Raw genomic sequence first — 14,152 nt, 5'->3', positions numbered from 1 at the left:
GCCATTTTGTATCAGGTTTTGTATAATACGCAAAATCTGTACCTAAGCGAGTAGACATGAGACAGTTTGCAACATTCACTATTAAGTTATTCATTAGTGACTTTTGTTGTATTCTGTCCTCTTCTACTCGTTTTTTTGTGCCTAAAATTTATTAACAGGCATGTTTATAGCACCAGGCATGTTTATAGCACAAAGTTATCGCAAAAATTATTACTTATTTCGAAATACCGACTCTAAAACTGAGTTTAAAGTCGTCACAACCTTTTACAGAAGTTAATGAATGATAGAAACTGATAAATTCAATTATGATGCAGAGTCGGTTGATTCAGTTTTCACACTCAACTTATCATGCTATATAAAAATACCATTAACTTATAGAAAACAAATGATCAAATGATATAGAAATAACTTATTTATGAACAAGTATAAAACCTAAATAACTTAGTAACTCAATAACTTAATAACTTAGTTTATATTATTTACAAGTTACAAATTGCGCGGCAAGATAATTGATAATCACGAATAATGAGGGTAGGAATATGGGCGTACAGGACAGCACACATGGTCATTCGAAACCAGCTAGCAACTCAAAAAACAGCAACTCGACAAATAATACAACGATTACCGAAGTCGAGTCTATTCTAGCATTAGCAGATGGCACGATTTTTCGCGGTATTTCTATCGGAGCGCCTGGTTACCGCATTGGTGAAGTGGTGTTTAACACCTCAATGACTGGCTATCAGGAAATATTAACCGACCCAAGTTATGCCAAGCAAATTGTTACCTTGACCTACCCCCACATTGGTAACACGGGCACAAATAGTGAAGATGCTGAATCTGGTAATATTGATTTTAGCTCCCAAAAGGGTCATCAAGTTTGGGCAGAAGGCTTAATTATTCGTGATGCCACAATGACCACTTCAAATTTCCGAAATTCAGAAAGTTTAACGGATTACCTGATTCGCCAACAAACAGTCGCCATTGCAGAAATTGATACTCGGAAGCTGACCCGTATCTTACGTGATAAAGGCGCACAAAACGGCTGCATTATGACCGCTACTAATGGCAGCACCCTTACTGAGGATGATATTGCCAAAGCATTAGAGTTAGCGAAAGGATTTTCTGGTCTTGAAGGCATGGATTTGGCGAAAGAGTGCTGTCATCCCGAAGGTTTTGAGTGGACAGCAGGGACATGGGAGCTTGCAGACCGTGGTGTGCATGGCGTTGCTAAAAGTGAAACTGGTGGTTATTACAAACAGTTAAACGAGCATATCGAACACAAATATAACGTAGTGGCCTATGATTTTGGCACTAAAACCAACATATTGCGTATGCTTGTCGATATAGGCTGCAAAGTTTCCGTTGTGCCCGCACAAACACCCATTGCTGATGTATTAGCAATGAACCCAGACGGTATCTTCTTATCCAATGGCCCTGGCGACCCAGCAGCTTGTGGCTATGCGATAGACAATGTTCGTCATATTATCGAAGAGACCAAAATTCCAACGTTTGGCATCTGCTTAGGTCACCAACTGGTTGGTCTTGCCAGCGGTGCTAAAACCATCAAAATGAAAACAGGCCACCACGGTGCAAACCATCCCGTTCAAGACTTAGAAACCAAACAAGTCATGATTACCAGTCAAAACCACGGCTTTGCGGTCGATGAGAATACGTTACCTGACAATGTAAAATCGACGCATCGTTCGTTATTTGATGGTACCAACCAAGGTATTGAGCTGACCAACAAACCCGTATTTAGCTTCCAAGGTCATCCAGAAGCCAGTCCTGGTCCACATGATGCTGCGCCTTTGTTTAAAAAGTTTGAAGAAATGATGGAAGCTGCTAAAAGCTAAGTAGTCATTTTTAAATAGCTATCCTTTATACAAAATTTAAATCGGTTATTTTGAGTCTCTATTTCGCCAATAGACGGTTTATTAGCATACAAGGCATGTGAAAAATGTTAACTTTTAGAACAGTTCTACTGGCCCTACTTTCTTTTAGCGTATTGAGTGGTTGTTCACCAGCTTTAAATACCTCGCCTAATAATATGTTAAATAATCAAAGTATTATAAAAAGCGAGAAAAGTGCGAGCACTAAGAAAGATGAATTAACTAATCTATTGGTTGCTGTCTTTTCCATCGATGACTACTTAGGTATGGCTAAAAATGTCAATCAAGAAAATAACAGCTTTAGTCACTGCTTAGACTCTGAAGAAGTACATCGAAATACGTCGATTTATTTAAAAGAAAAGATTCAGAAGACTATTGCTCCGTTAACTCTTGATGAGACCAATAAGTATATCGACTTTCTTAAGTCAGATAATGGTTCGTTATTTCAAAGATACTACCAAACACTCTATTCTTCTACTGAAGCACTTTATTCTGAAGGACAGGGCGGATTTGTAATAACAATAATGGAGTTTTATCAAGGTCTAAGCGATCATGAGATGGATATTCTTATGTCTCTAGAAGCCTTACCGAATACCGAAGTGAAAAATACATTATTTCCAATTGATGGAAATAACTTAAATTTAACAAAATCTGGCGAATTCATTGCTTACTTAAAAGAAACTGTTGAAGATACCTGCCAAAAAATTAAAATTTAATATTGCAACTAATACAGCTATAAGGTCAAATTATGCCAAAACGTACCGACATCAAAAGTATCTTAATTATCGGAGCAGGCCCAATCGTGATTGGCCAAGCGTGTGAATTCGATTACTCAGGTGCCCAAGCGTGTAAAGCACTGCGTGAGGAAGGCTACCGAGTCATTCTGGTAAACTCAAATCCAGCAACCATTATGACCGACCCTGTGATGGCTGATGCCACTTACATCGAGCCCATTACTTGGCAAACGGTTGAACTCATTATCGACAAAGAACGTCCAGATGCTATCTTACCAACCATGGGTGGTCAGACCGCATTAAACTGCGCTTTAGATTTAGACAAGAACGGGGTATTAGAAAAATATAACGTTGAGCTCATTGGTGCCACCAAAGACGCTATTGAAATGGCAGAAGACCGTGACCTATTTGATCAAGCGATGAAGCGTATTGGTCTTGAATGCCCACGTGCTGAGATTGCTGAAAGCATGGAGGAAGCCTTTGAAATTCAAGCAAAACTTGGCTTTCCCTGTATCATTCGCCCGTCATTTACCATGGGCGGCTCTGGCGGTGGTATTGCTTATAACCGTGATGAGTTTATCGAAATTTGTGAGCGTGGTTTTGACCTCTCCCCGACCAACCAGCTTTTAATTGATGAATCACTCATTGGCTGGAAAGAATATGAGATGGAAGTGGTGCGTGACAAAAATGATAACTGTATTATTATCTGCGCTATCGAAAATATCGACCCGATGGGTGTGCATACAGGCGACTCAATCACAGTAGCCCCTGCACAAACCTTGACAGATAAAGAATATCAAATTATGCGTAACGCTTCACTGGCTGTATTACGTGAAATTGGTGTGGAAACAGGCGGTTCAAATGTGCAGTTTGGGGTTAATCCAGAAACTGGCCGGATGGTAGTGATTGAGATGAACCCGCGTGTGTCTCGATCCTCTGCTCTAGCATCAAAAGCGACGGGGTTTCCTATTGCTAAGATTGCGGCAAAACTTGCGGTAGGATACACATTGGATGAACTGCAAAACGATATCACTGGAGGCAAAACCCCAGCCAGTTTCGAGCCATCAATCGACTACGTTGTCACAAAGATTCCTCGTTTTAACTTCGAGAAGTTCCCTCAAGCGGAAAATATTTTATCGACACAAATGAAATCTGTTGGCGAAGTCATGGCGATTGGTCGTAACTTCCAAGAGTCCATGCAAAAGGCATTACGCGGCTTGGAAACGGGTGCTGATGGTTTTGATGAGCAAATCGACTTTGCTGCCTTAAAAGAAGGTAAGCTTAGCGAAGATAAAGTACGCTCAGAGCTTAACAACCGCTTAACCATTCCTACACCAGAGCGTATCTTCTATCTAGCCGATGCGTTCCGCTTTGGTATGAGCGTAGATGAAGTCTTTAAATTAACCAATATTGACCCATGGTTTTTAGTACAGATTGAAGATATTGTTAAAACTGAGTCACAAGTCCAAGCCCTTGGCTTTGGTGGGCTTAATGAAACAAACCTACGCAAATACAAGCGTAAAGGCTTGTCCGATTTACGCTTAGCAAAATTACTGGGTGTGTCGCAAAAACAGCTACGTAAAAAACGCTGGGATTTAGAAGTGTACCCTGTATATAAGCGTGTGGACACTTGTGCTGCCGAGTTTGCTACCTCAACAGCTTATATGTACTCCACTTATGATGAGGAGTGCGAAGCTAACCCGACTGATAACAAGAAAATTATGGTTATCGGCGGTGGACCAAACCGCATTGGTCAAGGTATAGAGTTTGATTACTGCTGTGTCCATGCGGCACTAGCCATGCGTGAAGATGGATATGAAACCATTATGGTTAACTGTAACCCAGAAACAGTTTCAACCGACTATGACACCTCAGACCGATTATATTTTGAATCAATTACTTTAGAAGATGTGCTAGAGATTGTCCGTATTGAAAAACCAGATGGCGTTATTGTGCAGTTTGGCGGTCAAACCCCTCTAAAACTGGCACGTAGTTTAGAAGCAGCCGGTGTTAATATTATTGGCACCTCCCCTGATGCGATTGACCGTGCAGAAGACCGTGAACGCTTTCAGCATATGATTCATCAGCTTGATTTAATTCAACCCCCTAATGCGCTTGCTACCAGCTTAGAGGATGGCTTAATTAAGGCCAAAGATGTGGGCTACCCTCTTGTTGTACGTCCCTCCTATGTGTTGGGCGGCCGTGCAATGGAGATCGTTTATAACGAGGATGAACTCAAACACTATTTGCGTACTGCGGTGCAAGCCTCAAATGAAGCACCTGTTCTTCTTGACCGCTTTTTAGACGATGCGATTGAAGTTGATGTGGACTGCGTAAGCGATGGTAATGACGTGGTCATCGGCGGTATTATGCAACATATCGAGCAAGCGGGGGTTCATTCTGGCGACTCAGCGTGCTCATTGCCTCCTTATTCTCTGTCTCAAGAAATATGTGATGAGATGCGCCGTCAAACAGTTGCCATGGCAAAAGAGCTTGGTGTTGTCGGTTTAATGAATGTACAGTTTGCGGTTAAAGAGGGCACAGTATATATCTTAGAAGTTAACCCTCGTGCTGCCCGTACCGTCCCTTTCGTGTCCAAATGCATTGGTACATCGCTGGCTCAAGTTGCTGCTCGCTGTATGGCAGGTAAGTCTCTTGTTGACCAAAACTTTACCAAAGAAGTTATTCCCGCTTTCTTTGCGGTAAAAGAAGCGGTATTCCCGTTTGCAAAATTCCCAGGCGTAGACCCTATTCTTAGCCCAGAAATGAAATCAACGGGCGAAGTAATGGGTGTTGGTAAGACATTCGGCGAGGCTTTTTACAAGAGCGTGATTGGTACTAATGAGCGCTTACCTGGTCTGCCTAAAGAGGGAGAAACTAAAACTGTATTCATCTCAGTAAGGGATAGTGATAAACCTAATCTACCTGCAATTGCTCAAAAACTGATTGGATTTGGCTTTAAGCTTGTTGCGACAACTGGTACTCAGCAATTCCTCAATGAACAAGGAATTGAGTGCACCCGCATTAAAAAAGTAACCGAAGGTCGTCCGCATATTGTTGATGCCTTGAAAAATGGCGAAATTGACCTTATTATTAATACAACTGAAGGCAAGCAGGCACAAGAAGACTCATTTTCTATACGCCGCAATGCGCTTCAAAGTAAAGTATTTTATGTCACGACAATTGGGGCTGCCGATGCCGTAGGTAAGTCTTACACCATTGACTTACCTTTTGAAGTGTATAAACTACAAGATCTACATGAGCAAGCTGATACTATTTAACTGATACTGTTTGATCAATTAGTTCAGATAAGTTCATACCAGATTTAACAGCCATTGATTAAGTGTGCTCTAAACTGTTTTGCAATTGCTAATCGAAATGCTCGATTAGCAATTTTTGTAAGTATAAACCTGTCATCGTTAATTGATGGTTTATACGCATCTAATATTTATGCACTCAGTACCCTCTCAGAAGCAGAGGGCGCTGTGGTGTTTTTTTATCTACTATACATATTTTTTTATCTAAGGATATTGATATGCAACGCTTTCCAATGACACCACAAGGGCATGATGCACTTGAAGAAGAGCTGAAACAGCTCAAAAAGGTTGACCGACCACGCATAACTGCGGCTATCGCAGAAGCTCGTGAACATGGCGACCTAAAAGAAAATGCAGAATATCATGCAGCTCGTGAACAACAAGGCTTTTGTGAAGCACGTATTCGAGATATTGAAGCGAAACTAGCGGGGGCACAAGTAATTGATCCAACCACGCTACCAAAAGAAGGTCGTGTCGTATTTGGTGTGACCGTTGTCATTGAGAATCTAGACACCGAAGAAGAGAAGCGCTATAAAATTGTCGGTGATGATGAAGCTGATTTTAAAGCTAATAAAATTTCTGTTAACTCGCCAATCGCTCGCGGACTTATTGGAAAGTCTGAAGGGGATGAAGCCCGTATCGAAACGCCACGTGGATTGGTTGAGTTTGAAGTTATTAAAGTTCTTTACGAATAATGTTTCTTACCATTGAAATAACCATTAAAATAACCATAAAAAGTTACTTAACTAGCTAATATTTAGAGATGCAACTGTTAATGAAGACCCTACTTAAATATCGACTCTTGTCAGCCTACTTTATAGCCTAGCAATTGCATCATTTTGATTCTAGAAATTTGCCTAATTATTTAGTTTGTCTATAAATTTATGGTTAGCATGGTTTTTTATTGATAGTTAAACGTTATGTTGACTTGAAAAAAGGTTTCAGTTAGTGTAAGTTACAAAAAATAAACATACTCATATAAGTATGTGACATTTTATAGATATCTTAGGTGCTACTGATTTTGGTTATAAAACTAAGGGTTTTTATACTTATAGTTTTATAACCTCAGTTTTTGCATAGGTATGTTTACCTATGTATTTTTTAAGTCACTAGTTAGATATCGTACTGACTAAATACGAACAAAACAATAGACATAATGCTCAAGAGGCAGTCATGAATAAGCTTTCATCTACACTATGTGCTCTAGCCTGTATATTTGGTGCAAATACTATGGCTAGTGCAGCTAATACAAATTCAGCTAAAGAAGCTCAAATGTCCAGCCAAATAGATAATGTAATAAGCGGTCTATCAAGTCACCTAAGCCGCGCTCCCTCTTTGATTAAAACGTCTTACGAACCGATATCCTTAGCCACACAAAGCTCATTAATGGATAAAGATACCTTAGCTAATGACCATACTACCGATATGCTTTCGCATCTTACTTTAGTGGCTTCTAACTCTGTTAATCGCTTTAAGCAATCTGGCCGTGCTTCATGGTATGGTGGCAAATTCCATGGTAGAAAAACAGCAAGTGGTGAGCGCTTCAATATGCATTCGATGACTGCGGCCCATCCTTCTTTGCCTTTTAATACATTTTTAAAAGTCACAAATAAGAATAATGGTAAAAGTGTTATTGTTAAAGTCAATGACCGTGGACCATTTTCGGGTAACCGTGTGCTTGACTTATCTTACGGTGCTGCAAAAAAAATTGGTCTAGTATCTCGTGGTGTGGCTAATGTTGCTATTGAACGGGTCAATAACCCTTAATATTTTAATTGATTAAGACTCTAATACCTATCAAAAGCACCTGCTATTAAGCAGGTGCTTTTTTGTATCTACTGATTATTAATTATTATATAGATGATAGAATATCATTTGAATAACTGACATACAGACCTTTATAAAACCTATATACATGTAGCATTAGTGACAATTTAAGGGGCATATCTAATTAAGGGGCATATCTAAATTCGATACAACCAGTAACCAATTGATATTGAGAAGTAGCTAACCTCCCCGACTTATTAATTAAATCATACTGTTCATACTGTTGATCTGGTTAATGATTATAAATGTGTAAGACAACACTCGTGATAACTTTATGAAATCAAATATTTCAAAACCTTCATCAAAGTCAGTATCTGCTTTAAATCTTTATTTAGTGACTGATGCTGATATGTGTGGTCATAAAGGATTAATAGACACTGTTTGTGCTGCCATAGATGGCGGTGTAACAATGGTACAGCTGCGCGATAAATATGCATCAGATAATGCGCTCTACCATACGGCTTGTCAGCTTAAAGAAGCTATTGGCGGGCGTGTACCACTGTTGATCAACGATAGAGTGTCAATTGCCAAAAAAGCAGGGCTTGATGGCGCCCATATTGGCCAAGGAGATATGACCGTATTAGAAGCTCGAAGTCTACTAGGTGCCGATGCTTGGTTAGGTCTAACCATTAACACTATCGAACAATTACAAGCCGCTCAACATGAGCATTTTGAGCGATTAAATTATGTCGGCTTAGGTCCAGTGTTTGCCACTAACACTAAAGCCAATCATGAATTACCGATAGGTATAAATGGCTTAAAAGAGTTGGTACAGTTAAGCACCTTACCCACTGTTGCTATAGGCGGTATTCATCTTAATAATGCTGCCCAAGTTTATGCTACTGGATGCAATGGTATTGCTGTCGTCTCCGAAATTTGTAGCTCAAACAACCCTAAAGTAGCTGCGCAAGCCTTATTAAAGACAAAATAGGAGAAAAATTATGATTGCCAATATATTAACCATTGCTGGTACAGATTGTACTGGCGGTGCAGGTATTCAAGCTGATATCAAATCAATAAGTGCGAATGGCGGTTATGCAATGAGTGTCATTACCGCTGTTATTGCTCAAAATACTCAAGGTGTACAACAAGTAGAGATGATGCCCACTGAGCTAGTCTCCGCTCAGCTCGATTCTGTGTTTAATGATGTAAAAGTCGATGCTGTAAAAATTGGCATGCTAGGCACAGACGATATGATTCGCTGTGTTGCTGAAGCGCTGGTTAAATATAGACCGAAAAAAGTGGTCTTAGATCCTGTTATGGTGGCAAAAAGCGGCGATCGTCTGCTTGATGCTGATGCCGTCGCTGCGCTGCGTGAGGTGTTAATGCCACGAGTTGGGCTCATTACGCCTAACCTACCAGAAGCCGCAGATCTGCTTGGCGAGCCTGAAGCTAAAAATAGAGAAGAGATGAAAGATCAAGCCATGCGTTTACCAGGTGCTGTGTTTTTAAAAGGGGGACACTTAACCCAAGATGAATCACCAGACTTACTGCGCATCTCAGATGAGTTAAAGTGGTTTGAAAGCATACGTCTTGCTACCAAAAACAGTCATGGTACTGGGTGTACCTTATCTGCAGCTATAGCAACTTTCTGGGGAAATGGAGACTCACTTGATGACGCCTGTTTAAAGGCAAAAGACTACCTGACTGGCGCATTAAAAGCAGCTGATAAATTAAATGTGGGACAAGGTCATGGCCCTGTTCATCACTTTTATAAGTTTTACTAATTTACTTTATAATGAGTATCCCATAAATAATTTAAAACCAATATAAGGTTTAAAAGCCAGTAAAAGTAGAGACACGATACTAGCGTTTAAAAGTGTTGAAAACTAATAATCAACTTTAGTTTGATATTGATGCTTAATTATTAAATCTCAAAAGCTCTATCTATAGCATCATCCAAACGGTCTGCTGTAATCACGTTAATACCTTTGAATTGTGCCATTAAACTCTTCGGTGCGTTAGCTTTTGGAACAATCGCATGCTTAAAACCATGCTTCATTGCCTCTTTTAGACGCTCTTGGCCATTTGGTACGGGGCGTATTTCACCAGAGAGGCCGACTTCTCCAAATACGGCTAAAGAAGATGGTAGCGGTTTTTCTTTAATACTTGAGGCACAAGCTAATAGTACCGCTAAATCCGAACCTGTTTCCATCACTTTAACACCGCCAACCACATTTACATACACATCTTGACCACTGGTATGAATTCCACCATGTCGGTGCATCACTGCAAGAAGCATGGCTAAGCGCTGTTGATCCAAACCCAATGCCATACGCCTAGGTTGACCAGCAGAGTCATCAACCAAAGCTTGAACTTCGACCAATAGTGGCCTTGTACCCTCACGACTTACCATGACTACAGAGCCAGATATGGGTTTATCATAACGGCTTAAGAAAATTGCAGAAGGGTTAGCAACCTCTTTAAGCCCTGTATCAGTCATCCCAAATATACCCAACTCATTGACAGCACCAAAACGGTTTTTAACTGCACGTATCATTCTAAAGCGCGAATCGGATTGTCCTTCAAAATATAATACCGTATCAACCATATGTTCTAGGACCCTTGGACCTGCCAGCGTGCCTTCTTTTGTGACATGGCCTACCAAAAACAGTGCCGTTCCCGTCTGTTTAGCATAGCGGGTAAGCATCGCAGCAGATTCACGGATTTGACTGACTCCGCCTGGTGCTGAATTAATCGCATCGGTGTATATGGTTTGAATTGAATCAATAATCGCTACTGCAGGTTGCTCTTGTGTCAGTGCAGCGCAAATAGTTTCGACATTCGTCTCCGCCATTACTTTTAAATGTGCATTCGGTAACCCAAGTCGCTGTGCACGCATTGCCACTTGTGATAAGGACTCTTCTCCTGTGACATAAAGCGCACTACCCGCCAATGAATTGGGGTCAGCCATATTAGTGGCAGTTTGCAGCAATATAGTAGATTTACCAATACCAGGATCACCGCCAATGAGTACCACAGATCCCGCTACCAATCCGCCTCCTAGCACTCGGTTAAACTCGCCAATACCCGTTGGTAAACGGGTATCTAAAGAGACACCTATAGAGGCTAGAGGTACAACGCCACTTTGTGATCCAGCATAATTAATACGATCTTTTTGAGTTGAGCTGATTGAATGCTTTTGTGCATGAGGTGCCGAACTGGGTTTAGTAGTGGTCTTATGATGTGGCATGCTCACATTTGGGGCTTCGACTAAGCTATTCCATTCACCACAGTCGGAGCACTGTCCTGACCATTTACCAAAATAAGCACCACAATTTTGACAGACATAACTGGATTTAGACTTGGCCATAGACAGTACTCAGCTTTAGATTTTTAATATAAGGGATGTGATAGATAAGAATCATGACCAACAACGGCATTAATAGCAAATATATTAATAGCAAATATAGTGATAATAATAACGACTGAAAACACCAAACCTAATGAATGCTCAATAATAGAATAATAAAACTAACATTAGTGATTGTGATTAGCAGAACACTGCGCATATCATTCATGCAGTATTGAGTCGGCATAAGAAGAGATATGAGAAAAAGTTTAGTGGTTTATATAAAGGCAGTGATTTATATAGATACAGCAGTGATTTATATAGATACAATAGTTAATAAGGTTTTATTACATGTAGATAAGGAAGTTAAACTTGAAAATCCTTACCTAAATATACTTCGCGGACCAAATCATTTTCCAATACTTGCGCGGAGGTACCCTCAGCAATAATTGAACCTTCACTAACAATATATGCCTTATCGCAAATAGCTAATGTATCACGAACATTATGATCGGTAATTAGCACACCAATTCCGCGCTCTTTTAAGGTAATGATGACTTCTTTGATATCACCAACCGAGATGGGGTCTACACCAGCAAAAGGCTCATCTAGTAAAATAAACTTTGGATTTGAGGCAAGCGCGCGTGCAATTTCACAGCGGCGACGTTCACCGCCAGATACGCTCATGCCTAAAGAGTGCCTAACATGTTCTAAATTAAAGTCTGCAATTAACTTTTCAAGCTCCTGCTTTTGCGCAGATATATTTAAATCTTTGCGGGTTTGTAATATAGATAAGATATTATCTTGAATAGACAGTTTACGAAATATAGATGCCTCTTGAGGTAAATACCCTATACCTGCTCTAGCACGCTCATGCATGGCATATTTAGATAGGTCTTGATCCCCCAGCCTTACCACGCCTTTGTCCATATTAACTAGACCAACTACCATATAAAAACTGGTGGTTTTACCCGCACCGTTAGGACCAAGCAAACCCACAACCTGACCTTGCTCCACGCTAAAAGACACATCTTTAACTACCCACCGCTTAGCATATCTCTTTGCAAGATGTTGCATGGTAAGCGTATTTTTTGGTTCATTATATGAATCAACTTTGTGAATCGCTTGACTGTCATCAAGTTGGATCAGTTCAGATGCGGATAGATTTTCATTCATAATTACCGTATTCCTTTACGACTTGACGCTGCGTTTGGTGGAAAAATAAGCTCTACTCGCTGGCTACCACCTGAAGTCGCTTCCACGTCTCCAACCTTTAAACTATATCTGATAACATTACCTGAGAAGCTTGCTCCATTTTGAGTCAGTTTGGCATTGCCTGTGAGCGTAACGATACCATTAACTGCATTGTAGTCAATTTTGTTGGCCTGACCACGCGCAAGCCCCTTCTCTTTAGTAACCACTTGTTGCATCGTTGCAGGACGACCACTTAAAACGGCTGATTGAATACTGCGGTTATTTGATAGATTAACCGTAATATTATCAGCAGCTAATTTCAAAGTACCTTGGGTAATCGTAACATTTCCAGAATATGAGTTTACCCCAGTACGTTCACTATAGGTTGCTCTATCAGCAAGCAATCTAATAGGCTGCTGGGCATCCGAAGGCAAAGCTTGAGCGTGCATCGAGATGCCAGCGGTCAATACGGATGCGACTGCTATAAAAACTGCGCTCAATACATTTTTATCACGGCTTGCATAACGATATATTGATTCTCGTATTGATTCATGTCGGCATGGATTCACGGTGTCGTTCCTAGGATTAAATAACTTATTTACGTGGGTATGAGGTATTAACACTTAAAGCGTAAAATTATTGCTTAGCTTAAAATAAGGGTTCATTAGTACGCGGAGGCGGCATAAAAGTTACTGCAACCTTTGTAAAATCATATACGCCTGTTTGCATATTTGCCTCAAAGCTTGCTGCGTCAAACTCATTCTTAGATTGAGTGACTTTAATCGGTTTGTCACTATAAATAACCTTTTTATCTAAATTACCGATAAGCTCCGATGCCATTAATCGCATTGGCGGTGTTACTGAATTTTTAACCTCACTTGAATCTGTATCACTTAAATGACTAGCTCTAGATTGCTGACTAGCAAAGATAACGTTATTACTCATGATTACTTTTGACTCATCATGATATATCTCAGCTTCATCAGCATTAATCACTACATTTTGTTCAAGGCTGGGACGCCAATTAATGGTCATAGACTTAAGTCGATCTAGATTTTTATCTGAATAATGCGTTAAATCATCTGCAGTAAGTGAATATTCTGCAATACCAGATTCATCAGTTTGAACGGCTAAAATATCAGTGGCTCGATATTCAATATTTGACTCAGAAAACTGAATAGGCGCTTCAATATTACCCTGATTACGATAAAACCATACCGCAAACACAGCAACAATCAAAGACACAATAAATAAGAAGCGAGTATTCATCGAACCTCTTTAATAACGCATTGTTTTAATAGCTTATTGTTTTAGTTTTAATAACGCATTTTTAACAGCGAACTACTAGCTTTATCTGAGAGTAACATTAATCTAGTAAATAATCGCTGAGATAATCGTTATACTTACCATGACCTTTCAATATTAAATCACATACCTCACGGACAGCCCCGTTGCCACCTTGCTGCGTCGTTACCATCATAACGCGGCTAATAACTTCGTGGTGCGCATTAGGAGCAGATGCAGCAAAACCCACAGATTGAAGTGCTTTAAGATCGGTTAAATCATCGCCCATATAGGCACAATCCGCTAAATTATAAGGTAGATCAATGAGCAATTCTTGCATAGCAGCGAGCTTGTCAGAACGACCTTGAACCACATAGTCTATTCCTAGTTCAGCAGCACGTTTTTCCACCATTGGACTGGTACGTGCGGTTATAATTGCAGTCTTTATGCCAATTTTTCTAAGCGCTTTAATACCCATGCCATCTTTGACACTAAACTGTTTAGTCTCTACCCCATTAGCATCATAAATAATATGGCCATTGGTTAATATCCCATCGACATCAAGTATTAGAATTTTAACCTTGCCAGCAGCTTTTATTAAATCCTGCATCGCTA

At 40.2% G+C, this 14,152-nt stretch carries 12 protein-coding genes; 7 read left to right on the top strand and 5 right to left on the bottom strand.

Annotated features, from left to right (window positions below):
• The first annotated feature begins 539 nt into the window (after positions 1 to 539).
• The 7 genes from carA (at position 540) to thiD (ending at position 9,494) form a co-directional block, all read left to right on the top strand.
• Entirely contained in the window at positions 540 to 1,853 is a 1,314-nt protein-coding gene (carA, locus tag AC2SLN_RS02570) for a glutamine-hydrolyzing carbamoyl-phosphate synthase small subunit (protein WP_486548726.1), read from the top strand.
• A 104-nt stretch (positions 1,854 to 1,957) separates the two neighbouring features.
• Positions 1,958 to 2,605, top strand: coding sequence for a hypothetical protein (locus tag AC2SLN_RS02565; protein ID WP_486548727.1), 648 nt, complete (start codon positions 1,958 to 1,960; stop codon positions 2,603 to 2,605).
• 32 nt (positions 2,606 to 2,637) lie between these two features.
• Complete coding sequence (carB, locus tag AC2SLN_RS02560; RefSeq protein WP_486548728.1) at positions 2,638 to 5,904, top strand: carbamoyl-phosphate synthase large subunit; 3,267 nt, start codon at positions 2,638 to 2,640, stop codon at positions 5,902 to 5,904.
• Between the two features lie 254 nt (positions 5,905 to 6,158).
• Positions 6,159 to 6,635 (top strand): transcription elongation factor GreA, encoded by a 477-nt coding sequence (greA, locus tag AC2SLN_RS02555; RefSeq protein WP_486530051.1) that lies wholly within the window; start codon positions 6,159 to 6,161, stop codon positions 6,633 to 6,635.
• Between the two features lie 478 nt (positions 6,636 to 7,113).
• Complete coding sequence (locus tag AC2SLN_RS02550) at positions 7,114 to 7,707, top strand: septal ring lytic transglycosylase RlpA family protein (RefSeq protein WP_486548729.1); 594 nt, start codon at positions 7,114 to 7,116, stop codon at positions 7,705 to 7,707.
• 334 nt (positions 7,708 to 8,041) lie between these two features.
• Positions 8,042 to 8,698: a thiamine phosphate synthase gene (gene thiE / locus AC2SLN_RS02545; RefSeq protein ID WP_486548730.1), complete on the top strand. Its 657-nt coding sequence runs from the start codon at positions 8,042 to 8,044 to the stop codon at positions 8,696 to 8,698.
• Between the two features lie 10 nt (positions 8,699 to 8,708).
• Positions 8,709 to 9,494, top strand: a complete 786-nt coding sequence (thiD, locus tag AC2SLN_RS02540) for a bifunctional hydroxymethylpyrimidine kinase/phosphomethylpyrimidine kinase (protein ID WP_486548731.1) — start codon at positions 8,709 to 8,711, stop codon at positions 9,492 to 9,494.
• A gap of 140 nt (positions 9,495 to 9,634) precedes the next feature.
• Here thiD and radA read toward each other — a convergent pair whose 3' ends face one another.
• The 5 genes from radA to AC2SLN_RS02515 all read right to left on the bottom strand — a co-directional run bounded on the left by radA (position 9,635) and on the right by AC2SLN_RS02515 (position 14,147).
• The gene (gene radA / locus AC2SLN_RS02535) at positions 9,635 to 11,080 is read right to left on the bottom strand and encodes a DNA repair protein RadA (RefSeq protein WP_486548732.1); all 1,446 of its coding nucleotides are present in this window, start codon (positions 11,078 to 11,080) and stop codon (positions 9,635 to 9,637) included.
• 345 nt (positions 11,081 to 11,425) lie between these two features.
• Positions 11,426 to 12,136 carry an LPS export ABC transporter ATP-binding protein gene (gene lptB / locus AC2SLN_RS02530; RefSeq protein ID WP_486548784.1) on the bottom strand — a complete coding sequence of 237 codons (711 nt, stop codon included), beginning with the start codon at positions 12,134 to 12,136 and terminating at the stop codon, positions 11,426 to 11,428.
• Between the two features lie 101 nt (positions 12,137 to 12,237).
• Entirely contained in the window at positions 12,238 to 12,702 is a 465-nt protein-coding gene (gene lptA, locus AC2SLN_RS02525; protein ID WP_486548785.1) for a lipopolysaccharide transport periplasmic protein LptA, read from the bottom strand.
• Positions 12,703 to 12,901: 199 nt separating this feature from the next.
• On the bottom strand, positions 12,902 to 13,522 hold the full coding sequence (gene lptC / locus AC2SLN_RS02520; RefSeq protein WP_486548733.1) for an LPS export ABC transporter periplasmic protein LptC: 621 nt from the start codon (positions 13,520 to 13,522) through the stop codon (positions 12,902 to 12,904).
• 97 nt (positions 13,523 to 13,619) lie between these two features.
• Positions 13,620 to 14,147, bottom strand: a complete 528-nt coding sequence (locus tag AC2SLN_RS02515; protein WP_486548734.1) for a KdsC family phosphatase — start codon at positions 14,145 to 14,147, stop codon at positions 13,620 to 13,622.
• Between the last annotated feature and the right edge of the window lie 5 nt (positions 14,148 to 14,152).

The organism is Psychrobacter sp. CX90 (assembly GCF_057396305.2).
This window is presented reverse-complemented; position numbering and strand designations above follow the sequence as displayed.